This is a genomic window from Chelatococcus albus (assembly GCF_030067675.1).
In the GTDB taxonomy this organism is placed as follows: Bacteria; Pseudomonadota; Alphaproteobacteria; order Rhizobiales; family Beijerinckiaceae; genus Chelatococcus_A; species Chelatococcus_A albus.
The window spans coordinates 57080-82154 of the sequence record NZ_JASJEV010000009.1; the positions used below are offsets into that span (position 1 = coordinate 57080).

At 70.7% G+C, this 25075-nt stretch carries 21 protein-coding genes; 12 read left to right on the plus strand and 9 right to left on the minus strand.

Annotated features, from left to right (window positions below; genetic code table 11):
* Nucleotides 1-242: 242 nt before the first annotated feature.
* The gene (locus QNA08_RS14330; RefSeq protein ID WP_283741412.1) at nucleotides 243-1118 is read right to left on the minus strand and encodes a branched-chain amino acid aminotransferase; all 876 of its coding nucleotides are present in this window, start codon (nucleotides 1116-1118) and stop codon (nucleotides 243-245) included.
* A gap of 215 nt (nucleotides 1119-1333) precedes the next feature.
* On the opposite strand from QNA08_RS14330, the gene QNA08_RS14335 reads away from it, so the two are divergent.
* Complete coding sequence (locus QNA08_RS14335; protein WP_283741413.1) at nucleotides 1334-2011, plus strand: haloacid dehalogenase type II; 678 nt, start codon at nucleotides 1334-1336, stop codon at nucleotides 2009-2011.
* Nucleotides 2012-2026: 15 nt separating this feature from the next.
* On the opposite strand, the gene QNA08_RS14340 is transcribed toward QNA08_RS14335, so the two are convergent.
* Entirely contained in the window at nucleotides 2027-3424 is a 1398-nt protein-coding gene (locus tag QNA08_RS14340) for a M20/M25/M40 family metallo-hydrolase (RefSeq protein WP_283741414.1), read from the minus strand.
* A 96-nt stretch (nucleotides 3425-3520) separates the two neighbouring features.
* Nucleotides 3521-5050, minus strand: coding sequence for a helicase HerA-like domain-containing protein (locus QNA08_RS14345; RefSeq protein WP_283741415.1), 1530 nt, complete (start codon nucleotides 5048-5050; stop codon nucleotides 3521-3523).
* A 205-nt stretch (nucleotides 5051-5255) separates the two neighbouring features.
* Here QNA08_RS14345 and QNA08_RS14350 point away from each other — a divergent pair, with 205 nt between their 5' ends.
* The 8 genes from QNA08_RS14350 (at nucleotide 5256) to scpA (ending at nucleotide 13661) form a co-directional block, all read left to right on the plus strand.
* Nucleotides 5256-5648, plus strand: a complete 393-nt coding sequence (locus QNA08_RS14350) for a DUF2267 domain-containing protein (protein WP_283741416.1) — start codon at nucleotides 5256-5258, stop codon at nucleotides 5646-5648.
* Nucleotides 5649-5904: 256 nt separating this feature from the next.
* Nucleotides 5905-6315 (plus strand): DUF4332 domain-containing protein, encoded by a 411-nt coding sequence (locus QNA08_RS14355; protein ID WP_283741417.1) that lies wholly within the window; start codon nucleotides 5905-5907, stop codon nucleotides 6313-6315.
* A gap of 339 nt (nucleotides 6316-6654) precedes the next feature.
* On the plus strand, nucleotides 6655-7485 hold the full coding sequence (folP, locus tag QNA08_RS14360; RefSeq protein WP_283741418.1) for a dihydropteroate synthase: 831 nt from the start codon (nucleotides 6655-6657) through the stop codon (nucleotides 7483-7485).
* Nucleotides 7482-7862, plus strand: coding sequence for a dihydroneopterin aldolase (folB, locus tag QNA08_RS14365; RefSeq protein ID WP_283741419.1), 381 nt, complete (start codon nucleotides 7482-7484; stop codon nucleotides 7860-7862). Before folP ends, folB begins: the two co-directional genes overlap by 4 nt.
* Nucleotides 7855-8376 carry a 2-amino-4-hydroxy-6-hydroxymethyldihydropteridine diphosphokinase gene (gene folK / locus QNA08_RS14370; protein ID WP_283741420.1) on the plus strand — a complete coding sequence of 174 codons (522 nt, stop codon included), beginning with the start codon at nucleotides 7855-7857 and terminating at the stop codon, nucleotides 8374-8376. The genes folB and folK overlap by 8 nt, the downstream gene beginning before the upstream one ends.
* Nucleotides 8377-8540: 164 nt before the next feature.
* Complete coding sequence (locus QNA08_RS14375) at nucleotides 8541-10520, plus strand: methylmalonyl-CoA mutase subunit beta (RefSeq protein WP_283741421.1); 1980 nt, start codon at nucleotides 8541-8543, stop codon at nucleotides 10518-10520.
* Between the two features lie 398 nt (nucleotides 10521-10918).
* Complete coding sequence (locus QNA08_RS14380; RefSeq protein ID WP_283741422.1) at nucleotides 10919-11305, plus strand: DUF3237 domain-containing protein; 387 nt, start codon at nucleotides 10919-10921, stop codon at nucleotides 11303-11305.
* Nucleotides 11306-11486: 181 nt separating this feature from the next.
* Complete coding sequence (gene scpA / locus QNA08_RS14385; protein WP_283741423.1) at nucleotides 11487-13661, plus strand: methylmalonyl-CoA mutase; 2175 nt, start codon at nucleotides 11487-11489, stop codon at nucleotides 13659-13661.
* A gap of 21 nt (nucleotides 13662-13682) precedes the next feature.
* On the opposite strand, the gene QNA08_RS14390 is transcribed toward scpA, so the two are convergent.
* From QNA08_RS14390 to QNA08_RS14405, 4 genes are all read right to left on the minus strand, one after another.
* Nucleotides 13683-14444: a trehalase family glycosidase gene (locus QNA08_RS14390; protein WP_340322210.1), complete on the minus strand. Its 762-nt coding sequence runs from the start codon at nucleotides 14442-14444 to the stop codon at nucleotides 13683-13685.
* Nucleotides 14445-14995: 551 nt separating this feature from the next.
* Nucleotides 14996-16981 carry a methyl-accepting chemotaxis protein gene (locus QNA08_RS14395; protein WP_283741424.1) on the minus strand — a complete coding sequence of 662 codons (1986 nt, stop codon included), beginning with the start codon at nucleotides 16979-16981 and terminating at the stop codon, nucleotides 14996-14998.
* Between the two features lie 224 nt (nucleotides 16982-17205).
* Nucleotides 17206-18219, minus strand: coding sequence for an alpha/beta hydrolase (locus QNA08_RS14400; protein ID WP_283741425.1), 1014 nt, complete (start codon nucleotides 18217-18219; stop codon nucleotides 17206-17208).
* Nucleotides 18220-18316: 97 nt separating this feature from the next.
* A complete protein-coding gene (locus QNA08_RS14405) occupies nucleotides 18317-19486 on the minus strand; it encodes an alpha/beta hydrolase (protein ID WP_283741426.1) in 1170 nt (389 codons plus the stop codon).
* A gap of 181 nt (nucleotides 19487-19667) precedes the next feature.
* On the opposite strand from QNA08_RS14405, the gene meaB reads away from it, so the two are divergent.
* Nucleotides 19668-20678 carry a methylmalonyl Co-A mutase-associated GTPase MeaB gene (gene meaB, locus QNA08_RS14410; protein WP_283741427.1) on the plus strand — a complete coding sequence of 337 codons (1011 nt, stop codon included), beginning with the start codon at nucleotides 19668-19670 and terminating at the stop codon, nucleotides 20676-20678.
* Between the two features lie 40 nt (nucleotides 20679-20718).
* Here meaB and QNA08_RS14415 read toward each other — a convergent pair whose 3' ends face one another.
* Together QNA08_RS14415 and QNA08_RS14420 are read right to left on the minus strand one after the other, a co-directional pair.
* On the minus strand, nucleotides 20719-21204 hold the full coding sequence (locus tag QNA08_RS14415; RefSeq protein ID WP_283741428.1) for a DUF4189 domain-containing protein: 486 nt from the start codon (nucleotides 21202-21204) through the stop codon (nucleotides 20719-20721).
* Nucleotides 21167-22171, minus strand: coding sequence for an asparaginase (locus QNA08_RS14420; RefSeq protein WP_283741429.1), 1005 nt, complete (start codon nucleotides 22169-22171; stop codon nucleotides 21167-21169). The genes QNA08_RS14415 and QNA08_RS14420 overlap by 38 nt, the downstream gene beginning before the upstream one ends.
* Before the next feature lie 695 nt (nucleotides 22172-22866).
* Here QNA08_RS14420 and QNA08_RS14425 point away from each other — a divergent pair.
* Complete coding sequence (locus tag QNA08_RS14425; RefSeq protein WP_283741430.1) at nucleotides 22867-24186, plus strand: UDP-glucose dehydrogenase family protein; 1320 nt, start codon at nucleotides 22867-22869, stop codon at nucleotides 24184-24186.
* Between the two features lie 47 nt (nucleotides 24187-24233).
* Nucleotides 24234-25061 carry an alpha/beta hydrolase gene (locus tag QNA08_RS14430; RefSeq protein ID WP_283741431.1) on the plus strand — a complete coding sequence of 276 codons (828 nt, stop codon included), beginning with the start codon at nucleotides 24234-24236 and terminating at the stop codon, nucleotides 25059-25061.
* Nucleotides 25062-25075: the final 14 nt, after the last annotated feature.

Below are 25075 nucleotides of genomic sequence, written 5' to 3' on the forward strand. Positions count from 1 at the left end.
TTCCCGCCACAGCTCCGGAAGCCACGCGAACCGGCCGGGCCAGACGGCCGCCGACGCGGCTTCTCGGGTGACAGCCGGTGGTTCGCACAGCCCCCCGGTCATCCCGGAGCGGGCGGAGCCCGAGCCCGCGAACCAGAACCGGTGCGGGTGAACCGGAACGCGTGGCGGCGCAGCCCCGGCATGCGGCGCGAAGGTGCCCGAAATGCCGGCTGCGTTTCCCCCGCGCGACCTGCCGGGACCCGTCAGGCCGCAGCCTTGCCCGCCTTGTCGTGGGCGAAGGCCCAGTAGAGTTCGCGCGCCTTGCGGTAGAACGGCCCGGGCTGCAGCTCGCGCCCGTCGATCTTCAGGACCGGCATCACCTTCGAATAGTTGCCGGAGATGAAGATCTCGTCCGCCGTCTCGAAATCCTCGTAGCGCAGCGTCGCCTCGTTGACGGTGACGCCCGCGTCCCGCAGCAGGCGGATGACGCGCTGGCGCGTGATGCCGTTGAGGAAGGTGCCGTTCGGCGCCGGGGTGAACACCGCTCCGTCCTTCGCCATGAAGACGTTGGAGGTCGCCGTCTCGGCAACATTGCCGAGCATGTCGAGCACGAGCGCGTTGTCGAAGCCGCGCGAGCGCGCCTCGAGGAGGACGCGCGCATTGTTGGGATAGAGGCAGCCGCTCTTGGAATCCGTCGGCATGGTCTCGAGCGTCGGGCGGCGGAAGGCGCCCTTCGTCACCGAGAAGCCGCCCGGCACGGGCATCGGCGCCTCGAACAGGCACAGGCAGAAGCGCGTCGAGTTGGGGTCGGGCGCGATGGTGCCGAGGCCATCGGCCTCCGCCCAGTACATCGGCTTGACGTAGAGCGCGGCGTCCGGGCCGAACTTGCGCGCCCCCTCGCGCGTGAGCTCGACGATCGCCTCCGCCTCCATGGTGGGCAGCAGGCCGAGCGTCCTGGCCGAGCGGTTCACGCGGGCGGCGTGCAGGTCCATGTCGGGCATGACGCCCTCGAAGACGCGCGCCCCGTCGAAGACCGAGGAGGCGAGCCAGAAGGCATGGCTGCGCGGGCCCATGAGCGCCGGGTTGCCGTCGAGCCATTTGCCCTCGAACCAGGTCCAGGTCTGCGAATACCAAGCCATGCCGGCCTCCCGAATTGGTCAGAACTCGTGACGCATCGAATGCCTCCGCAACCCCGCCGTCAACGGCCACGGTCGCAGGGGTGTCATGAAATTGCGTGATGCGGCGGCGGCGCCGACGTGATGGGCGCCGCCTTGCGCCGGCTCGCCCCACCGCCGACACTGCCGCGAGCGGCGCGCGGCCGCGGCCACATCGCTTCGCACGTCGGAGGCTTGCGATGCCCCTCCTCGACGATCTCGGCGCCGGCATCGGCACAGTGGTCTTCGACGCCTACGGCACGCTGTTCGATGTCCACGCTGCCGTGATGCGCCACGCCGCCGAGGTCGGGCCCGAGGCGCAGCGCTTCTCGGATCTGTGGCGCGCCAAGCAGCTCGAATACACCTGGGTGCTGACGCTCGCCGGCCAGTGGGAGAACTTCCGGGCCCTGACCGCCCAGGCCCTCGATTTCGCCTTTGCCCGCTTCCCCGGGGTCGATCCGCGGCTCAGACCCGAGCTCCTCGACGCCTACCGCCGGCTCGACGTCTATCCGGAGGTGCCCGTCATGCTTGCCCGCCTGCGCGGGCGGGGCCTGCGCACCGCCATCCTCTCCAACGGCGAGGCGACGATGCTTGCCGAGGCTGTCACCTCGGCCGGGATCGCCGACCGGCTCGATGCCGTCCTCTCCGCCGATGCCGTGCAGGTTTTCAAGCCCGACTACCGCGTCTACCGCCTCGCCGTGGATGCCTTCGGTCCGGCAGACACGATCGCCTTCGTCTCCTCCAACCGCTGGGACGTGGCGGGCGCCGCGGCCTTCGGCTTCGCGGCCCTGTGGGTCAACCGCGCCGGCGCCCCGGAGGAATATCCGGGGCTTGCGCCGCGGGCCGTGCTGCGCGACCTCGCGGCGCTCGGCGCCTGATGGTTGGCCGGGCCGTCAGGCCGCCAGCGCGGCGAGGATGCGCGCCCAGCTGCGGATGCCCTTGTGGAAGCTCGTGAGATCGTACTTCTCGTTGGGCGAATGCACCCGGTCGTCGTCGAGGCCGAAGCCGACGAGGAGCGTGTCGAGGCCGAGCGTGCGCTTGAAATCGCCGACGATCGGGATCGAGCCGCCGGAGCCGATGGTGACGGGAGCGACCTTCCACTCCTCCTCCAGCGCCGCCTGCGCCCGCCTGAGGTCCTTCATGTCGTAGGGCAGCGCGAGTGCGCGCGAGCCCTTGTGGCGGATGAACTCCACCGAGCAGTCCGCCGGGATGCGCTCGCGCACGAAGGCCTCGAAATTGGCGCTGATCGCCTTGGGGTCCTGATCCCCGACGAGGCGGAAGGAGATCTTGCAGCTTGCCTCGCCCGCGATGACCGTCTTCGTGCCTTCGCCGGTGTAGCCGCCGATGATGCCGTTGACGTCGCAGGTGGGGCGCGACTGGATCTGCTCGATGAGCATGCGGTCCTTCTCGCCCGCCGGATATTTGAGGCCGACGCCGCCTAGGAATTCCTCCGCCGTCAGGTTGAGCGCCTTCCACTGGTCGAGCACCTCGGGCGGCGTCTCGGGCACTCCGTCGTAGAAATGCGGGATGGTGATGCGGCCGTTCTCGTCGTGGATGTCGGCGATGATGCGGGCGAGCACGTGCACCGGGTTGCGCGCCGCGCCGCCGAACAGGCCGGAGTGCAGGTCCCGGTCGGCGCATCGCACGATGATCTCCTCGTAGACCATGCCGCGCAGCGATACGGTGATCGCCGGGGTCCGGCGGTCCCACATGCCGGTGTCGCAGACGAGGGCGACGCAGGTGCCGTAGCGGTCCTTCAGCTCGGCCCTGTTCGCCTCCACGAACTCCGGCAGGTGCTTGGAGCCGTCCTCCTCCGCCCCCTCGACGAGCATGGTGAGGCCGATGGGCAGCACGCCCGTCACCGCCTTCCAGGCGCGGCAGGCCTCGACGAAGGTCATCACCTGGCCTTTGTCGTCGCAGGCGCCGCGCGCCACGATCGCCTTGCGGCCGTCGCCGAGATCGGCGATGCGCGGCTCGAAGGGGGGCGTCTCCCACAGGTTCAGCGGATCGACCGGCTGCACGTCGTAATGGCCGTAGAACATGGCGTGCGGCGCGCCCTCCCGCGGGGCGTGGCCGAGCACGATCGGATGCCCGGGCGTCTCGCGCAGGCCCGCCTCGAAACCGAGGCCGGCGAGCTCCCGCGCCAGCCACTCGCCCGCGCGGCGGCAGTCAGCGGCATAGGCCTTGTCCGTCGAGACCGAGGGAATGCGCAGCCACGTGAACAGGCGCTCGAGCGAGCCGTCGAGGTCGGCGTCGATGCGGGCGAGGACGCGGTCGAGGTCGGTGGACATGGGAAGGCTCCGCATTGCGATCGTGAAGGCCGTCGGCGGGCGGCCGACGGCGACTTGTGGGCGATCGGCATCGCCCATGGGAGGATCAGGGCCTCGTCACCGGCGCGTCATCGAACCGAGCACGCCGCGCAGGATGGCGCGGCCGAGCTGCGCGCCGATGGTGCGCGCCGCCGAGGAGGCGACGTTGGTGATGACGCGCTCGGTGATGGTGACGGTGCGGCGCCCGCCGCGGCCGGAGGGCGGCGCGCCGCCGCCGAGCACGCCGCCCAGCACGCCGCCGAGCGTGTCGAGGATGCCGCCGGAGCCGGCGCTCGCCTGCTGCGCCGCCTGCCCCGCCTCGGCCCCTTGCGCGCTGCGCTTCTGCAGCACCTCGTAGGCGGATTCGCGGTCGATGGCCTCGTCGTACTTGCCGCGCACCGGGCTCGCCGCGACGAGCGCGGCTCGCTCCTGCGGCGACACGGGGCCGACGCGGCCGGAGGGCGGCGCGATCAGGGTGCGCTCCACCATGGAGGGAGCCCCCTTGCCCTCCAGGGTCGAAACCAGGGCCTCGCCGACACCGAGCTCGGTGATCGCCTTCTCGGTGCTGAAGGCCGGGTTCTGGCGAAAGGTCTCGGCGGCGGCGCGCACGGCCTTCTGGTCGCGGGGCGTGAAGGCGCGCAACGCGTGCTGCACCCGGTTGCCGAGCTGGGCGAGCACCGTGTCCGGCACGTCGAGCGGGTTCTGCGTGACGAAATAGACGCCGACGCCCTTGGAGCGGATGAGGCGCACGACGCGCTCCACCGCCTCCACGAGCGCCTTCGGCGCATCGTTGAAGAGCAGATGCGCCTCGTCGAAGAAGAAGACGAGCTTCGGCTTGTCTAGATCGCCCACCTCGGGCAGGGCCTCGAACATTTCCGACAGCAACCACAGGAGGAAGGTGGCGTAGAGCCGCGGATTGTTCATCAGCCTGTCCGCGGCAAGGATGTTGACAATGCCGCGGCCGTCGCGGTCGGTGCGCATCAGGTCGGCGATGTCGAGCGCCGGCTCGCCGAAGAACTCCTCCCCCTTCTGGTTCTCAAGGACGAGGAGCTGCCGCTGGATGGCTCCGACGGAGGCCGCGGACACATTGCCGTATTTCGCGGTGAGCGTCGCCGCGTTCTCGGCGACATGGGCGAGGAGCGCGCGCAGGTCCTTCAGGTCGAGGAGCAGCAGGCCCTGCTCGTCGGCGATGCGGAAGGCGATGTTGAGCACGCCTTCCTGCGTGTCGTTGAGGTCGAGGAGGCGCGCGAGCAGCAGCGGCCCCATCTCCGAGACCGTGGCGCGCACGCGATGGCCCTGCTCGCCGAAAAGATCCCAGAAGACGACGGGAAAGCGGTCCGGCACGTAGTCGACACCGATCTCCTCGGCTCGCTTGACGAAGGGCGCCTTGCCCTCGCCCGCCTCGGCGAGCCCCGACAGGTCGCCCTTGATGTCGGCGGCGAAGACCGGCACGCCGGCATTCGAGAAGCCTTCCGCCAGGACCTGCAGGGTCACGGTCTTGCCGGTACCGGTGGCGCCCGTGACGAGGCCGTGGCGGTTCGCGAGCCGGAGCGTCAGATACTCGGGCTTGGTGCTCTTGCCGATGAGGATCCTGCCGTCTTCAGCCATGCTCGCCTGTCCCGCCTGGTCGTCATGCCCGGCGGCGCGGGCCGCGCCGCCCTCCTTTCGGCTTATAGGTGATCGGCAGCGCCCTTTCTATAACCGTCTGCGGTAGGCGGGGCACCCTCGGACGCGGTATCGTGATCATGGGCGCCGCTTGATTTTGACGGGGGCAGCCGGGAAGAATGGCGGCTCGTTTCACGAGGAGGAATTGATGGACGAACTGATCGCGCGGATCACCGAGAGCGCCGGGCTCGATGCTGCGGTCGCCCGCAAGGCGGTCGGCATCGTGCTCGCCTTCCTGCAGAAGGAGGGCCCGGCGGCCGAGGTTGGTCAGCTCGTCGCCGCCCTGCCGGGAGCCGAAGCCACCATCGCCGAGGCGCAGGGCGGATCGGGCGGCAACGGCCTCGCCGGCATGATCGGCGGATTGATGGGCAATGCCGGCGGCATCATGGGCCTCGCCGGCCAGCTCACCAGCGCGGGCGTGTCGATGGGCCAGATGCAGCCGCTCGGCAAGGCCCTTTTCGCCTATGCCCGCGAGAAGGCGGGTGAGGACGTCGTCGGCCCCATCGTGGGCGCGGTGCCGGGGCTGTCGCAGTTCGTGTGAGGCAGGCGGCCCTCGCCTCTTCCCGGGGCGGCGTGCCGCCGTCCCGGTCCGGAAGCCGCAGGCCCCCGGCCCAGCCTTGGATCGATCCGACTGAAGATCGGCGCACCGTCCGGGCGGATCGCTCCAACCGGGCGGGAGCGACGAAGGGAGACAGGGGAACTCGGGCGCAAGAGACCGGGAAAGGCCGCGCCCAGGGGGTAACGGCGGGAGACCGATGTGCCCGCCGCAGCGCAACGACCTCAGGGGAGAAGCAGGCATGTCGTCCTACCCAATCGCATCCATCGAGGGGATTGGCCCGGTGATGGCGGAGAAGCTCAGGAAGGTCGGCATCAGGACGACCGGGGCGCTCCTCGAACGCGCCAAGGACGCCAAGGGGCGCAAGGAGCTCGCCGCAGCGAGCGGCATCGAGGAAAGCAAGATCCTCAAATGGGCCAACATGGCTGACCTGATGCGCATCAGGGGGGTGGCCGAGGAATATGCCGAGCTTCTTGAGGCGGCGGGGGTGGACACGGTCAAGGAGCTGAGGCACCGCAACGTCGGCAACCTGACGAAGGCGATGGCCGAGGCGAACGACAAGCGCAGGCTCGTGCGCCTGCTTCCCGGGGAGAAGGCGGTGGCGAAATGGATCGAAAACGCCAGGACGCTGCCGCCGATGATGAGCTACTGACGCGCCGCATCTCCCCTGCCTCCGGCATCCTTTGCAGCTTCCGGGGCGACAGTCAGAGTTCACGCGAAAACCACCACCGTCATCCCGGGGCACACCGCAGGCGTGAGCCCGGGATCGAGAACCGATGCGGGTGAACCAGAACGCACGGCGCCCGCCGCGCCCTTGCCTGCACCGGGATCGTCTCTGGGCCCCGGACAGCCGCTTCGCGGCTTCCGGGGTGCCAGGGAGGAGGTTCGCACGAGAACCGGACCACGGCCATCCCGGCCCGGGGCAAGCCGCGTCGGCAGCGACGCCACGCCCTGTTGACAGACTCGTGGCGGCGCGGCACGCGACGCGGCGATGAACATGCCGAGACTCTACTGGCGGGACGGCTCGCTGGCGCTCTCACCCACCTGCGTGATGGGCATCGTCAACGTCACGCCTGATTCCTTCTTCGGTGGCAGTCGCGCCGCTTCTGTGGAGGCGGCCGTCGCGCGCGCGGCGGCGCTTGCCGCCGAAGGCGCGCATGTCATCGACATCGGCGCGGAATCGACGCGCCCCGGCCACGCGCCGGTCTCCGCCGAGGAGGAGCAGGCGCGCCTCCTGCCCGTGCTCGAGGGCATCAGGGCGCAGCTTGCCCTGCCGATCTCGGTCGATACCTACAAGGCGAGCACCGCCGCCGCCGCCCTTGCCCGGGGTGCGGTGATCGTCAATGACATCCAGGGCCTGCAGGGCGACCCGGACATGGCGCGCGTGGCGGCCGACCACGGCGCCGCCGTCATCGCCATGCACAACCGCGCCACGGTCGACGCCGACATCGACATCCTCGCCGACATGGTCGCCTTCTTCGAGCGCACCCTGGCGATCGCCGCGAGGGCCGGCATCGGCGAGGCGAGCCTCGTGCTCGATCCGGGCATCGGCTTCGGCAAGACGCCGCGACAGAACCTCGTCGTCATCGCTCATCTCGCCGAGCTGCGCGCACGCTTTCACCAGCCGATCCTCGTCGGCGCCTCGCGAAAATCCTTCATCAACGCCGTCGTGCCCTCGACGCCGGAGGAGCGGCTGCCGGGCACCCTCGCCACCCATCTCGCCGCCGTCGCGGCGGGATGCGAGATCATCCGCGTGCACGACGTCGCCGCCCACGTGCAGGCCTTCGCTGTCGCCGCGGCCATAGGGAACGCCCGATCATGAGCGATCGCATCACCGTCCACGGCCTGACCGTGCGCGCCAACCACGGCATCATGGCCGAGGAACGCAGCCTCGGACAGCGTTTCGTCCTCGACCTGACGGCGAAGCTCGACCTCGCCGCCGCCATGCGCTCGGACCGCCTCGCCGATTCCGTCTGCTACGCCACCATGGTGGACGTTGCCGTCGCCGCCTTCTCCGAGCGGCACTACAACCTCATCGAGGCTGCCGCCGGCGCCGTGGCGGAGGCGATCCTCGGCCGCTTCCCCATCGTCGCCAGCGTCGAGGTGACGGTGGAGAAGCCGAACGCTCCCATCAACGCCGTCTTCCGCACGGTGGCGATCACCATCGAACGATCCCGCGAGAGGCCTGCCCGTGACTGATCCCAGCGCTGCGGAGACCGTCGCCGTGGAGGCCGTCCTGGGGCTCGGCTCCAACATGGGCGACCTGCGCTTCCAGCTCGATTGCGCCGTCGCCGCCCTGCACGCCACGCCCGGCGTCTCGGTGACGCGCCGCTCCGCCTATTACAAGACCGCGCCGTGGGGCGTCACGGACCAGCCGTTCTTCGTCAACATGTGCGTGGCGGTTGCGACGACGCTCACGCCCCGCGACCTCCTCGCTGCCGCCCTCGCCATCGAGCAGAAGACCGGTCGCGTGCGGCGGGAGCGCTGGGGCCCGCGCGTCCTCGATATCGACATTCTCACCTACGGCGACCTGAGCATCGACGAGCCGGGACTGCACCTGCCCCACCCGCACATGCTGGAGCGTGCCTTCGTGCTCGCGCCCCTCGCCGACCTCGGCCCCGAGCGTGTCGTCGCCGGCGTGCGCGTGGCGGACGCGCTCGCCGCCCTCGGCACCGCGGGCGTCGAGCGGCTGGACTGGGCGCCCGCCGTCTGAACGGCGCCAGATGGGGCCCGCGGGCCGCCGCCCCGGGGTGCGGTCGTTCGCGCACGGCGGGTTGGGCATTCGTCCAACGAAGAGATGGTGGCTGTGCCGCGTCCCGCGTGGCATGGTGCGGCGCAAGAAGACGCCGTGAGGAACGCCGAGGGTCATCGCCTGCCATGACGGATCTGCCGCTCGCCGCCGAATTCCCTCAAGCCACACGCGACCAGTGGATGGCGCTCGTCGAGAAGGTGCTGAAAGGCGCCGACTTCGACAGGAAACTCGTCTCGCGCACCTATGACGGCATCCGCATCGAGCCGCTCTACGCCAAGGCCGAGGGCGCACGGCCGCGTGCCCTTGGCGCGGCGGCCGGCATCGCGCCCTGGAGCGTCGTGCAGCGCCTCGACCATCCCGACCCGGGCGAGGCCAATGCGCTCGCCCTCGCCGACCTCGAGGGTGGGGCGAGCGGGCTCGCCCTCGTCTTCGCCGGCGCACCCGCTGCGCGCGGCTTCGGCCTCGCGGCGCGGACAGCGGCGGATCTCGAGCGCGCGCTCGCCGGGGCCATGCTCGATCTCGTCCACACCCGCCTCGACGCCGGCGGCATGGGCCGCGGCGCGGCGGCCCTCTTCCTCGCCCTGTGCGAGCGGCGGGGGCACGACCTCGCGCGGCTCGACGTCGATCTCGGCCTCGATCCGATCGGCGCGCTCGCCGCCGGGGGGCGGATGTCGGCGGACTGGGGCACGGTCGCCCGCCGCTCGGCCGACACGCTCGCCGCCCTTGCCGCGCGCGGCTTTGGCGGCCGCGCCTTCCTCGCCGACGGGCGGCCCTATCACGAGGCCGGCGCCTCGGAGGCGCAGGAGCTTGCCGCCGTGCTCGCGACCGCGCTCGCCTATCTCCGGGCGCTCGAGGCGCACGGCCACGGGCTCGCGGCGGCGCGCGACGCCATCGCCTTCCTCCTCGTCGCCGATGCGGACGAGTTCCTGACCATCGCCAAGTTCCGCGCCCTGCGGCGCCTCTGGGCCCGGGTCGAGGAGGCCTGCGGCCTTGCGCCCAGACCCATCCGCCTGCACGCCGAGACGGCCTGGCGCACAACGACGAAGCGCGACCCCTGGGTCAACATGCTGCGCGCGACGGTCGCCGTCTTCTCCGCCGGGCTCGGCGGCGCCGACAGCGTGACCGTGACGCCCTTCACTGCCGCGCTCGGCCTGCCCGACGCCTTCGCGCGCCGCATCGCGCGCAATACGCAGCTCATCCTGATCGAGGAATCGAACCTGTGGCGCGTGGCGGATCCCGCCGCCGGCGCCGGCGGGATCGAGGCGCTGACGGACGAGCTCGCGCACCGCGCCTGGGCCCTGTTCCAGGCGATCGAGGGGGCCGGCGGCATGGTCGAGGCCCTGCGGGCGGGCCTCGTGCAGGACAGGATCGCGAAGGTGCGGGCCGAGCGCGAGGCCGCGGTCGCCCGTCGCAAGGACCCGATCACGGGTACGAGCGAGTTCCCGGACATCAGGGAAGCGCCCGTGACCGTGCTGCAGCCCGCGACGCCGCCCCCGCCGCCTGCGGGCAAGCCGCTCGCCCTGCCGGCCGAGGGCAGCGGCGCGGCCTTCGCCGCCATCCTTGACGCCGCCCGCGAGGGTGCGAGCCTTGCCGACATCGCGGCCGGTGCGCCCATTGCCGGGGGCTTCACCGTCGATCCCCTCCCCTCTCTCCGCGCGGCCGAGCCGTTCGAACGCCTGCGCGACGCCTCCGATGCGCATCTTGCCGCCACCGGCGCACGCCCAAGGGTATTCCTCGCCAATCTCGGGCCGATCGCCGCCTTCACGGCCCGCGCGACCTTCGCCAAGAACTTCTTCGAGGCCGGCGGCATCGAGGCCGTGACCAACGACGGCTTCTCGTCCCTCGACGCCCTGGCCAAAGCCTGCGCCGCGTCCGGTGCCCGCATCGCCTGCCTGTGCTCCTCGGACGAGATCTATGCCGCCGAGGCGGTCGCCGCCGCCGAACGGCTGCGCTCGCTCGTGCCCGCCCCCGTCCTCTATCTCGCCGGCCGCCCCGGCGAGCTCGAGGAGGCGTTGAAGGCGAGCGGAGTGGGCCGTTTCATCTTCGTCGGCTGCGATCTCCTGGGCATCCTCGAGACGGCGCAGCGCGAAGCGGCGACGGGATAGGACGCCGGACCGAGGGGCGTCCGCCGTCCGCGGAGCCGGGCCGCGAGGCCAGCCACCACACCCACTGAACGGCCGCCTGTCCCCGCGATGCCAATATGCCGCATGCCGATATCGGTTTCACAAGCTTTTCAGCATATTGCTGCCACACGACGAGCCTATATGTGAACCGCATCAGCGTCATGCCAATCGCTGTTCCCGGTATCATTCTACGTATTGAGAAATTTTCATTTGTCATCGCGCATGCAATAGGCAAATAGGCCGTCTTGCATCGGAAGATTTGTGCCGTTTTGGCACTCTCCGACGTGGAAATTGGCATGACCGGGCGGATCAGGCGGAGGATTGCGACCTTCGTCGCGGGGGGGGGGCGTGCCCCGGTCCCATGCAAACGAGAGAGACGCATGAGGATTGTGATCGTGACGGCGCTGGCGCTCGGCATTGGCGCCGCAGGCGCGACGGGAACCCCGGCCGGCGCGCAGGCGTCTTCCAGCTTCGACGGGCGCTGGTCGGTGCAGATGGTCACGGACTCGGGGATCTGCGACGCATCCTACCGCTATGCGATCGCCATCGACGACGGTCAGGTGCGCTATATCCCCGAGCCCGGCGCCAAACCGCCGGCCGTCTCGGGCCAGGTGGCCGCGGACGGCGCGGTCGACCTCGGCATCGTCAAGGGCCTTGCCAAGGTCAACGCCACGGGCAAGCTGCAGCGCACGTCGGGGGCCGGATCCTGGCGCCTCGGCCTCCTCGGCTGCTCGGGCCGCTGGACGGCGCACAAGCAGGCCGCCTGAGCGCCCCCGTCCGGTCGATCGGCAGCTCCCGGGGGCCGGCCATGCCGGCCCCTTCGTCGTGCGGGGGGCCGTGCGCAAAGCCCCGGTCGGCGATCGGCCGAATAGACGATGGCGGCGCCCCGCCCGAGGGCTTACATTTCGCGCGTTATCGGATCGTCGAACCGCGAGCGCGCGCAACCCCATGAGCCGTATCCCGGATTTCTCGACCGTGGACTTTGCCACGGGCCAGGCCAGCGCAGGACCGACCACAGCAATCGCCGGCGCCGAGCCGTGGGTGACGCCCGAGGGCATCGCGGTCAAGCCGCTCTACGATGCCCGCGACCGGGACGGCCTCGATTTCCTCGACACCTTGCCCGGCCTGCCGCCCTATCTGCGCGGGCCCTATCCGACGATGTACGTCAACCAGCCGTGGACGATCCGGCAATATGCCGGCTTCTCGACGGCCGAGGATTCCAACGCCTTCTACCGGCGCAACCTCGCCGCCGGGCAGAAGGGCCTCTCCGTCGCCTTCGATCTCGCCACCCACCGCGGCTACGACAGCGATCACCCCCGCGTCGCCGGCGACGTCGGCATGGCGGGGGTGGCGATCGATTCCATCTACGACATGCGCACGCTCTTCGCGGGCATCCCCCTCGACCAGATGAGCGTGTCGATGACCATGAACGGCGCCGTCCTGCCGGTGCTGGCGCTCTACATCGTCGCCGCCGAGGAGCAGGGCGTGCCGCCGGAAAAGCTCTCCGGCACGATCCAGAACGACATCCTCAAAGAGTTCATGGTGCGGAACACCTATATCTATCCGCCCAAGGGCTCGATGCGGATCATCTCCGACATCTTCGCCTATACCTCGGCGCATATGCCGAAGTTCAACTCGATCTCGATCTCCGGCTACCACATGCAGGAGGCGGGCGCGACGCAGGACCTCGAGCTCGCATACACGCTCGCCGACGGCGTGGAATACATCCGTGCCGGCCTTTCAGCCGGGCTCACCATCGACCAGTTCGCGCCGCGCCTCTCCTTCTTCTGGGCCATCGGCATGAACTTCTTCATGGAGGTGGCGAAGCTGCGAGCCGCGCGCCTCCTGTGGGCGAAGCTCGTCAAGGGCTTCAACCCGAAGAGCGACAAGTCCCTGCCCCTGCGCACACACTGCCAGACCTCGGGCTGGTCGCTCACGGCGCAGGACGTGTTCAACAACGTCACGCGCACCTGCATCGAGGCCATGGCGGCGACGCAGGGGCACACCCAGTCGCTCCACACCAACGCCCTCGACGAGGCGCTGGCGCTGCCGACCGACTTCTCCGCCCGCATCGCCCGCAACACGCAGCTCTTCCTGCAGCACGAGAGCGGCACGACCCGCATCATCGACCCCTGGGGCGGATCCTACTACGTCGAGAAGCTCACCGCCGAGCTCGCCGCCCGGGCCTGGGCCCATATCGAGGAGGTGGAGAAGCTCGGCGGCATGGCCAAGGCCATCGAGGCCGGCATCCCCAAGCTCAGGATCGAGGAGGCCGCCGCCAAGACGCAGGCGCGCATCGATTCCGGCCAGCAGTCGGTCATCGGCGTCAACAAGTTCCGCCCTGAGAACGAGCCGCCCATAGACGTGCTGAAGGTGGACAATTCCGCCGTGCGCGCGGCCCAGATCGAGAAGCTGAAGCGCCTGAAGGCCGAGCGCGACGGCACAGCCGTCGAGACGGCGCTGGCGGCGCTGACGGAGGCTGCAGGCAAGGGCAAGGGCAACCTCCTCGCCCTCGCTGTCGACGCCGCCCGCGCCAAGGCGACCGTTGGCGAGATCTCGGGCGCGCTCGAGAAGGTCTGGGGCCGTCACCGCGCCGAGATCAAGGCCATCTCGGGCGTCTACAAGCGGGAGGTGGGGCAGATGAGCGATGCGGTGGAGCGCGTGCTCGCCCTGGTCGAGGCCTTCGAGCACGACGACGGCCGGCGGCCGCGCATCCTCGTCGCCAAGATGGGGCAGGACGGGCACGACCGCGGCCAGAAGGTGATCGCCTCGGCCTTCGCCGACCTCGGTTTCGACGTCGACATCGGCCCCCTCTTCGCCACGCCGGCGGAAGCCGCGCGCCAGGCGGTGGAGAACGACGTGCACATCGTCGGCGTCTCCTCGCTCGCCGCCGGCCACCTGACCCTCGTGCCCGAGCTCAAGGCGGAGCTCGAGAAGCAGGGCCGGCCCGACATCATGATCGTCGTCGGAGGCGTCGTGCCGCCGCAGGACTTCGAGGCGCTCCACGCCGCCGGCGCCTCGGCCATCTTCCCGCCCGGCACGGTCATCGCCGAGGCGGCCGAGAAGCTGCTGCAGGACCTCAGCGCCCGCCTCGGCTACGGCCCCAAGGCGGCGGCGGAATAGTGGGCCCGCGCGGCGGCTCTCCTAGCGTGCCGTCGGCTGCCCGACCCGTCCGGCCGGAAGGTTGTCGTTCGCGGCGCGCCCGACGCGGCCGGCGACCGCCTCGCGCGGGGTAACGGCGTCCGGGTAGAGCGCGAGGAGCTTGCGCAAGACCCCGTTGGTCCAGCCGAAGCCGTCCGGCGTCGGATATTCCCCGCCGCCGGTGGCGAGCTTGTCGTCCACGACGTTGTATTTCTCCATGAGCTTGCCGGTGGCGCGAAAGGCGACGACGACCCTGGTCGCGAAGCGCTGCGCGATCACCCGGGCGAGATCCTCCTCGCCGTAGTCGCGCAGGCCCTTCACGGCGATCCACTGCAGCGGCGCCCAGCCGTTCGGCGCATCCCGCTGCTGGCCCGTGTCCGCCCCCTCCATCCAGAAGGCATATTCGCGTGCAAGTGCCGGCAGGCAGGTGGCGAGTGTCGCCGCGCGGTCGCTGTGGTCGCCTGCGACGAGTTCCACCATGGCGGCGAAGAAGGGTGGCTGCGAGCGGCTCAGATAGCAGCTGCGGATGCCGTTGGGCACATGGCCGTAGCGCGTGATGAGGGTCGCGAAATTCTCGACCATGCTCGGCGCCAGCTCGTGGCGCCCGCTCTCCTCGCGGCCCAGCATGGTGAAGTAGGAATCCCAATGGTAGATCTCGCGGAAGCGCCCGCCCGGGACGATATAGGGCCCCGGCAGGGGCAGGAGCGACGACAGCGGCTCGGCATCGTCCGGCTTGCGCTCGAGGACCGGCCGCAGCGCGTCGATATGGCTGCAGACGTCGCGGCCGGGGTCGGAGCGGTAGTCGCTCTCGGCGGTGCGCCGCGTGGTGAAATGGCGGGCGACGAGGCGGCAAGGTCGAAGCCCGGCCGGCTCCGCTCCTCGTTGTAGCGGTCGACGATGATCGCCGGGGGGCCTTCGGCACGGCGTCGACGAAGGGCTTCCCGTCGGGGAAGATGCGCTTCATCTGCACGTCTTCGAGAAGCTGCCCATAGAGCACGGCGGGTGTCTCGACCTGCTGCGCGGCTACCGGCAAGGCGAGGGGGAGGACGACGGCACAGCCGGCGAGCAACGCGCCGAAGATTCTCTTCTTCACGGCCCGGCACTCCCCTGTCGGCGATCGACGAGACAAGGGAACAGCCGGCCGCACCGGCGAGGCGGTATCGGTTTGAGTGCAGGATATGGCGAAACCGCGATGACGCCGCCGCGGGCGGCCCAAACGTCCCCCCCGGAGCCGCGCATGGAAACGCCGCCGCTCCCCTGCGAGAGCGGCGGCGCTGCCTTCGTCCGACGATGTCGCGCCGGGGGCGCGGGCCGCCTCAGGCGGCGGTGCTCCACCAGTCCGTGCGGTCGGCGGTCTTGGCCCCAGCCTTTGCAGCCGGCCTCGCGCCCGCCTTGCCCGGTGCTGCGGCCGCGGGCGCCGCGCCGCGCCGCGTGCGGAAGGCCGCAACGAGCTCGTTGAGGCGCTCGATCTGGCTCGCGAGCATGGCCGCGGCGGCGGCGCTCTCCTCGGCGAGAGCGGCGTTCTGCTGCGTCATCTCGTCCATATGGGCGACCGCCTGGCTCATTTCCTCGATGCCGTTCGCCTGCTCGCCTGTGGCCGACGAGATCTCGGTCACGGTCTGGGAAACCTTGCCCGCCGCCTCGACGATCTTGGCGAGCACGTCGCCCGCCGCATGCACGAGCCGCACCCCCTCCGCCACCTCGGCGGTGCTGGAGTTGATGAGATCCGTGATCTCCTTGGCGGCGTCACCGGAGCGCTGGGCGAGCGTGCGCACCTCCGCCGCCACCACGGCGAAGCCCTTGCCCTGCTCGCCGGCGCGCGCCGCCTCGACCGCTGCGTTGAGCGCCAGCAGGTTCGTTTGGAAGGCGATGCCGTCGATGACCGTGATGATCTCCGAGATCTTGCGCGAAGCCTGCTCGATCCGCCCCATCGCGTCGATGGCGTGCTGGACGATCTCGCCGCCCTCTTCCGCGACCTGCTGGGCACCGTGGGCAAGATCGACCGCCTGCCGCGACGACTGGGCGCTCGCCTTCACCGAAGCGGTCAGCTCCTCGGTCGTCGCCGCCGTCTCCTCCAGGGAGGAGGCCTGGCCCTCGGTGCGCTGCGAGAGGTCGCCCGCACCCGTCTTGATCTCGCTGGCGGCGGCCGACACCTCCGCCGTCGTCTGCTTGATCGTGTCGACGGTCACCGAAAGGCGCTGGATGGTGTCGTTGATGGCATCGCGCAGCTCGCCGAAGCGGCCGGAGTAGTTGGTTGTGATCGTACGGGTCAGGTCGCCGCGGGCGATCGCCGCCAGCACGTCGGCGAACTCCACCGTCGCCCGGTCGACGACGGCGTTGATCTCGTTGATGCCGGCGACGAGCTGCAGGAGATCGACCTCGATCCCCTCCACGGCGACGCGCGCATTGAAGTCGCCGCGCGCGGCCGCCTCCACGACCCCGCTCACCTTGCTCACGACGTCGGCCATCGATTCGGCGCGGGAGACGCGTTCGGCGGCCATGGCGCGTTCTTCCGCCTTCAGCCGCTCGGCCTCGCGCAGCGCGTCGCGCAGCTCGGACGTGGCGTGCCAGATGTCCTCGATCTCGTCGCCCGAGCGCCGGTTGACGATGGCGATGTCGAGGTCGCCCGCCGCCATGCGCTTCAGTGCCTCCGAGGCCTGCTGCAGGGGGCGGCTCAGGAAGCGCGTCCCGACCCATCCTGCGATGGCGAAGCCGATCAGCGTGCCGACGATCGCCGCGCCGATGACGAGCGTCATCATCAGCGGCTTGAAGCGGTTTGCCTCCGCCTGCAGGGTCGCGAACTCGGCCTGGGTCACAGCCTCGAAGGCCTCGATCTTCTCCTGAAAGGCCTTGCGGTTCGCCCGGTTGGCCTCGTTGTTGCCCTTCTCGTTGGCGGCGGCCGGGCCCACCTGCGTGCCGAGCCGGACGAGCTCCAGCCGCGCCTCCTTGAAGGCGCCGGCGAGGCGGTGGATCTCCTCGAACTCGGCGCGGCGACCGGGTGAGATGAGCGGCCGCCAGATGACGAGAAGCTCATCCATCTCGTTCAGGTAGCGTTGCAGCCGCTCGCCGAAGACTTTCGCAGCCTCTTTCGACGGCGCCGCGTAGATGCCGCGCGAATCCATGACGGCCCCTGTCACGAGGCGGTTCAGACGTTCGGCGTAGAGGGTCGATCGCGCCAAGCGATCTGCTTCGTCCATGCGGGTACCATACTGGACGATGCTGTAAATTGATGCCGTGACGACCATGAGCACAGAAAACCCCATGATGCCGACGATCGAGAACAACTTCTCCTTGATGCGCATTTTTTGCTCTGCCCCTGCCCATATTCGGGGCAAAACTAGGAACGCGGACTTAACTCAAGGTTACGATCTCACAAATTCGAAACGGTAAAATAAGGCACTTGATTTAGGTCAATATGCGTGGGGACGACGCTCGAATACCTGTGTCACGGAGGCCTGTTCGCGAGCCCCAGGCCCGCCGCGCGTGCGGCGGGAGTGTCGACCCCGGGAGACGCCGGAAGCCCGTTTCAGCCGCCGAGCTCGATGGCCCGCTTGATGACGCCGCGCACGTCCCTGTTCGACAGGAAGAGGTCGTGGCGCAGGATGCCCCAGCCGTAGTCGGAGGCATCCGCCACCTTGACGCCGAGCGCCTCGAGCGTGGCGCGGTCGGCGGCGCCCGTGCGCGTGACGCCCCCGGCGAGCTGGCGCGAGACGGCGAGCGCGCGGTCGTTCGTGGCGCTGATCACCGTCAGGTGCTTCACGAGCGGCCCGATGCGCTGCAGGCTCGCGGCGAACAGATCGACATCGATGTCCGGCGCGGCGAGGACGATGGCGCCGAACCGCGCGGCGACATCGGCGCTGCCGCTCGCCGACCAGAGCTGGCGGAGCGTCTCGAGCGTGAGCAGCGTGCCCATGCTGTGGGCCACGATGTGCACGCGCCCGACCATGGCATTGCGCACCAGCGCCTCGATGAGGTCCTGGAAGGCGTCGCGCGACCACAGCGCGCTCTCCCGGTCGTAGCCGTAGTCGAGCAGCCCCTCCTTGGACGGCCAGGAGAAGGCGATCGTCGTGCCACGGAAGCCGATGGCGTCGGCGAGGTCCGCGCCGTCGGTGACGGCGGTCTCGAAGGTCTGGTTGTAGCCATGCACGTAGATGAGGACATCGCCGCCCGCGACCAGCGAGGAGATGGCGGCGACCGGATCGGTGTCGCCGAGCGTTTCCAGGCGCTTGACGCTCCACCGTCCCGTGACCGAGGCGGCGGCCCGCCCGACGAGCGAACGCGGCGGCGGGTCGAAGCGCACGCGCACGGCACGCGTGGCGCCGCTGCGCTCGTTGCCGAACCACGGCCGCTCCTCGGCCCCGCGCACGGGCTTGCGCGTGGTCACGGCGAGGATCGACGGGTCCGCCTCGCCGCCGACGGCGCGGCCGAGACCGCCCGTCGCCGCGGACCCGCCGCCGCAGCCGGCGAGCAGGAGGGCGCCGCCGTTGAGGGCAAGCAGACGAAGGGCGGCACGGCGTGTGTGAGCGCGATCGAATGGCATGGCGGCAGTCTTGGCGAGAAGGCCCGCCTAGCAGGCGGTGGTGAAGGCTTCCTAACGCCCTCAAGATCTGGGCAAAGGTGAGGCCGTCCGCGCCCGCCTACTTGAGGGCCCCACCGACGCCGCCGAGCACGTCCCCCGGCGCGCTGATGACGAGATCGGCGGCGTTCATCACCGTGCCGCCGAAGCTCGAGCCGAGCGTGATCAAGCGGTCGCCGAGCGTCGGGCCCTTGTCGTTGAGCTGGTCGCCCGCGTTGAGGCGCGCGCCGATGAGCTGCACGATCTGCGGCGCCTGGGCGAACTTGCCGTGGCCGGTCGGGTCACTCGAATCGACCTTCGTCAGGTCGAAGGCGATGATGCCGAGCTCCGACAGGGTGGCGCTGTCGTCGTACTCGCCGAGCCGCGTCTTGCCGGCGCGCAGCCGGCTCGACATGGCAAGCGCCCGGTCGTCCTTCGAGATCATCAGGTAGAAGGGCTTCGCCGGCTTGCCGAGACGGCGCATCTGCGACTTGAACACGTCCACGTCGACATCCGGCGCGGCCATGATGACGTCGCCGAGCTTGCCGTTGAAGGTCGGGTGGCCAGCGATCTTGGCCTGCCTGAGGGCCTCGAGCGTCACCCAGTTGCCCATGGAATGGGCAAGCACGTTGATGCGCGCCACGGCCGGGTCGGCGGCGAGGATGCGCAGCGTCTCTTCCAGCCGGTCGCGCGCGGCGGTGGCGGAATCCTCGTCGTAACCGTAGCCGAGCAGGCTGCCGCGCGACGCCCAGGTGAAGAGCACCGGCGTGCCCGCGAAGCCCGAATCATGGACGATCTGGGCATAGCGGTAGACCGCCTCGTCGAAGCGGTTGTTGTAGCCGTGAATGAAGAGCAGGACGTCGCGCGCTCCCACCGCGCGGGAGGATGCGCTGCGGTGCAGGGCTGCCTTGAACCCGCCTTCTGTCAGATAGTTGCGCTCGAGCGTCACGAAGTTCCTGGCCGGATCGCCCGGCGCGACCTGCGGCCACTCGATCTTGCCGGGTTTGTGCGTCGGCGGGATCGCCACGGTGACCGCGGCGAAGCCGAGCTTCTGCGCGCGCTCGCCCGAGAACATCTCGCCCGGCTTGTCGGCCGCGGCCGTTTCCTGGCGGGTGGTGGCGACGAGGATCGGCACGGGCCTGCCGGCGTTGGTCGGCGCCGCGGCGGACAGCGGCACGAGCGCCCCGGTTTCCGGCGGCCCGCCGGCACATCCGGCCAGGGCGAGCGCCGCAAGGCCGGCGATCAGAGCCATCGGACGCAGCACCATTCGCCTCATGCCCTCACCGCTCAGCTACGGACCCGGGCAGGAACCTTGGCCACTCCGCCGCGGCGCGTCAATCGGCCCGGGGCGGTGGAGGCTGCGGGTGCGCGGGCCCTTGGCCTTTCGCCACCCGTTCCCCACGTTGTCGAAGAATGCTCTAAGTGCCCCTGTCATGACGACCCGAGCCCACGCGATTCCCGCTGCACCCCTGCCCGACGTCGAGGCCATGGCCGAGCGCCTGCGGGCCGGAGACCGGGCGGCGCTCGCACGCGCCATCACCCTCGTCGAGTCGAAGCGCGCGGACCACAAGGCCAAGGCGCGGGCCCTCCTGCAGCAGGTCCTGCCGTTCACGGGCGGAGCCGCCCGGGTCGGCATCACGGGCGTGCCGGGCGTCGGCAAGTCGACGACCATCGACACGCTCGGCTCCAACCTGACCGCGCGCGGCCACAAGGTCGCCGTGCTCGCCGTCGACCCCTCCTCGACGCGCTCGGGCGGTTCGATCCTCGGCGACAAGACGCGCATGGCCCGCCTCGCGGCCGACCCGAACGCCTTCATCCGCCCCTCGCCGTCGTCGGGCACGCTCGGCGGCGTCGCCGCCAAGACGCGCGAGACCATGCTCCTGTGCGAGGCGGCCGGCTTCGACGTCATCCTCGTCGAGACAGTCGGCGTCGGCCAGTCGGAGACGGCGGTCGCCGACCTCACCGATTTCTTCCTCGTGCTCATGCTGCCGGGTGCCGGCGACGAACTGCAGGGCATCAAGAAGGGCATCCTCGAGCTCGCGGATCTGATCGCCGTCAACAAGGCCGACGGCGAGGGCGCCGCCCGCGCCCGGGCGGCAGCCGCCGACTACAAGGCGGCCCTCCATATCCTCACGCCGGCCTCCGCCTCCTGGACGCCGCCGGTGATCACCGTCTCGGGCCTCGCCAACGAAGGGCTCGACCTCTTGTGGGAGCAGGTCGAGAGCCATCGCAAGCGCCTGACCGCCACCGGCGAGCTCGCCGCCAAGCGCCGCGCGCAGGAGGTCAAGTGGATGTGGGCCATGGTGGAGGATCGCCTGCACGCGCGGCTGCGCTCGGACCCGGGCGTGCGTGCCCGCGTGCCGGCGCTCGAGGCAGAGGTCGCCGCCGGTCGCCTGGCGCCGACGCTCGCCGCCGACGAAATTGCGCGCCTCCTGGGGCTGTAGGACTCCCGCCCCGCCGCCGGCGCGGCGCGCGGCACATTCCTCAGTCGCAGCCCCAGACCCGAAGGCTGCACTGCCGGCCGCCGCGTTTGCGGCAGTCGCTCAGCGCCTGGTCCCGCACGGCCGCGGCGGCGGGCCCCTTCACGAGCGCCTCGGCCGGGCTACCCGTCGTCTGATCGGCGGCATAAGCCGCGCAGCTCTTGCGGAACGTCACGATCACGGTGCATCCGGCCCCGCAACCGCCGAGCGCCACCTCCCGAGCCTTCTGTTCCGTCGGCTGATTGCGGGAGAAGCCGAAGCGCGTACCTTGCGCATAGTCGACGGCCAACGCCCCGTAGGCTTCGGCGGCAGAGGGAGCCGCCGCGAAGAGCATGAAGGTCAAGACGAGCGTCGTTCCGTGCCGCATGTGCACCCCCAATCGAGATCGCCTCGCATCAATGGGATACCGCAACACGCGGAAGGGCAAATCACGATCGGGCGCGCGAATCCGCTCAGCCGAGGGCCGCCGCAGGGCGCAGGCCGCCGACATGCCGCCCGTTCCAATTGTTCAACTGCGGGCGGGCGAGGCTCTCGACAACCGCTCCCTCCTCGCCGGACAGCGGCAGGAAGCGCGCCGTCAGCGCCGCCATCACGACCTCCGCCGCGCGGCCCGCCCCGTCGTCGCATTTGAGCGCGATCCCAAGGCCGAGCTCGGGCAGGGAGGCGCAGTAGACGCCTTCCGCCCCCACCTTGACGAAGGCACGCGTGCCGAGCGCCTCCATGAGCAGGGTGTCGAAGCGGCCGGTGCCGGCGACCATGAAGGGATGCGCCGCCACCGCAGCACGGATGCGTGCAGCAGCCGCGGCCCGCGCGGGAGCGAGCCCTCGTCCGCTGCCGAAGCGGGCGAAGGCGAGCGCCAGCGCCCGGAGCGGCACGGCATAGGTCGGGATCGAGCAGCCGTCCGTGCCGCGCACGTCCTCGCCGTGGGCGGCTCCGGTCAGCGCCTCCATGGCCGCACGCACCTCGCGCTGCACGGCGTGGGCGGGCTCCACGTAGCCCGAGGGATCGACGTCGAGCGCGCAGGCGACGCAGATGAAGCCGGCGTGCTTGCCCGAACAGTTGTTATGCAGGGCCGTCGGCGTCGCGCCGCTGCGGGCGAGCGCCTGGCTCGCCTCCGCCCCCATGGGCCAGTGCGCCCCGCATTCGAGACAGGCGAAGTCGCGGCCGAGCTTCGTCAGCATGCGGGCTGCCGTCTCGGCATGGCGCGGCTCGCCCGAATGCGAGGCGCAGGCGAGCGCGATCTCCTCCTCGGTGATGCCATAGCGATCCGCCGCGCCCGTCTCGACGAGCGGCAGGGCCTGGATCGCCTTGACGGCGGAGCGCGGGAACACGCGCTGCTCCACGTCGCCGAGGGCGAGCACGAGCCCGCCGTCTGCATCGACGACCGCAACCGTGCCCCGATGGCGCGATTCCACCAGCGCTCCGCGCGTCACTTCCACCAGAACCGGATCGTCCATCGCCACCCTCGATCGGCATTGCCGTGCGGCGGGCTTGTGCCGCTTGCCGCCGCGCCTGTCAAAGGCCAGCTCGCCCCTGCGTCGCCTTGTCCGTGCCGCCTGTCCCGCAATCGTCGCGGCACGGGCGCAGGGCGCTGCCATCCCGGGGCGCCCGCGGCCCGGGCCCGGACGGCAGTTCAACCGATGCCGCGCGTCGGCAAGGCACGACATCCGCCGCGCTCATTCTCCGCCGGGATCGTTTCTGGGCCCCGGACAGCCGCTCACGGGGCTTCCGGGGTGACGGGAAGAGGTTCGCGCGAAAACCATCCTCAGGTATCCCGGGGCGGGGTCGGCAGGAGTGCGACCGCTTGACGACAGCGGGAGCGGTGGCCGGACGGACGGGGGGGTGAACGCACCCCGCCCGCCAGAGCGTTCACGGAGCAAGCCTCAAGCACCGCGGGCGGGAGCCGCACCCCCGGCCCCTCTCATGCATGCCCGCATGCGGCACCGCCGGACAGCCGGCGCCCGCCCCGCCGCGAGCCCTCCGCGCCAAACAGGCGGCGGAGACGAAGGCGCTGGCGGAGCCTGCCTCGTGCCGTCCCCGCCGCTCGGCGGGCCGTCGCAGTCCTCCCTTGCGGAACAGGCCCCGCCTTGCCCGCGCCTCCTCCGGCGGCTAAAGCCATGGGCCTTCTCGTCGTCCTCGAACGGAATCCCCCATGCGCGTCGCGATGATCGGCTCGGGCTACGTCGGCCTCGTCTCCGGAGCCTGTTTCGCCGATTTCGGCCATGTGGTGGCCTGCATCGACAAGGACCCGGCCAAGATCGCCGCCCTCGAGCGCGGCGAGATCCCGATCTACGAGCCCGGCCTGTCCGAGCTCGTCGCCAAGAACATGCGCGAGGGGCGGCTCACCTTCGCCACCGACCTCACGGAGGCGGTGCGGGGAGCGGACGCCGTGTTCATCGCCGTGGGCACGCCGTCGCGCCGCGGCGACGGCCACGCCGACCTCTCCTACGTCTACCAGGCGGCGCGCGAGATCGCCGCCGTGATGGACGGCTACACGGTCGTCGTCACCAAGTCGACGGTGCCGGTCGGCACAGGCGACGAGGTCGAGCGCATCCTGCGCGAGACCCGGCCCGGCGCCAATTTCGCCGTGGTCTCCAACCCGGAGTTCCTGCGCGAGGGCGCCGCCATTTCCGACTTCAAGCGCCCCGACCGCATCGTCATCGGCACGGACGACCCGCGCGCCCGCGAGGTGATGGCCGAGATCTACCGGCCGCTTTACCTCAACCAGGCGCCGCTCCTCTTCACCGGCCGGCGCACGGCCGAGGTGATCAAATATGCCGGCAACGCCTTCCTCGCCACGAAGATCACGTTCATCAACGAGATTGCCGACCTGTGTGAGCAGGTGGGCGCCGACGTGCAGGAGGTGGCCCGCGGCATCGGCCTCGACAACCGCATTGGCGCGAAGTTCCTGCACGCTGGGCCGGGCTTCGGCGGCTCCTGCTTCCCCAAGGACACGCTGGCGCTGATCAAGACGGCGCAGGACGCCGGCACGCCCGTGCGCATCGTCGAGACTGTGGCGGCGGTCAACGACCAGCGCAAGCGCGCCATGGCGCGCAAGGTCATCGCCGCCTGCGGCGGCACTGTGCGCGGCAAGACGGTGGCGGTGCTCGGCCTCACCTTCAAGCCCAACACCGACGACATGCGCGAGGCGCCCTCGCTCTCCATCATCACGGCGCTGCAGGACGTCGGCGCCAGCGTCAAGGCCTACGACCCCGAGGGCATGACGCAGGCGAAGACGCTGCTCGACGGCGTGACCTACTGCACCGACGCCTATGCCTGCGTCGAGGGCGCCGACGCCCTCGTCATCGTCACCGAGTGGGACGCCTTCCGCGCCCTCGACCTCGACCGCGTCAAGCGCCTCCTGAAGACACCCGTGGTCGTCGACCTGCGCAATATCTACCGGCCCGAGGACATGACGAAGCGCGGCTTCACCTATGTCGGCGTCGGGCGCGGCCGCGCGCCCGCCCCCTGACGACTCGCGACGGGGCGGCCGAGGAGGAGGAGGCCAAGGAGGAGGCGATGAGCGCGATCGACTACGAGGCCGAGTACAACAACCGCGCCCGTGTGCCGGAGCATCCCGGCATCATCGAGGGCTGGGCGCGCGATGCCGCCGCCTTCCGCGCCGGCGCGACGGCCGAGCTCGGTCTCGCCTACGGCGCGGGCGAGCGCTGCCGGCTCGACCTCTTCCTGCCGGCCGGGGACAGGGGCCGCGCCGTCGTGGTGTTCATCCACGGGGGCTACTGGCAGGCGCTCGACCGCTCCTTCTTCAGCCACATGGCGCAGGGCCTCGTCGCGTACGGCATCCCGGTCGCCGTGCCGAGCTACGACCTCTGCCCGCAGGTGCGCATCGGCGACATCGTGGCCGAGATGCGCGCGGCCTGCGCCTTCCTCCGGCGCCGGCTGCAGCGCCCCCTCGTCGTCGCCGGCCATTCCGCCGGCGGGCACCTCGCCGCCTGCATGCTGGCGACCGACTGGCCCGCGATCGCACCTGATCTGCCGGCGGGAACCGTCACGGCCGCCTACGCGATCTCCGGCCTCTTCGACCTTCCGCCGCTCCTCGGCACGAGCATCAACAGCGCGCTCGGCATGGACGAGGCCGAGGCGCGGCGATGGAGCCCCCTCCTCTGGCCGGCGCCCGCCGGGCGCACGCTCGATGCCGTCGTCGGCGGCGCCGAGAGCGGCGAATATCTGCGCCAGAGCCGCACCATCGCCGAGACCTGGGGCGCCGCAGGCACCGCGGCGCGCTGGGAGGCGGTTCCCGGCGCCAATCACTTCACGGTCATCGCCGCCCTGGCCGATCCGGCCTCGGCAATGACGCGGCGGCTCGCCGATCTCTCCGGCGCCTGAGGGGCGCGGCGGGC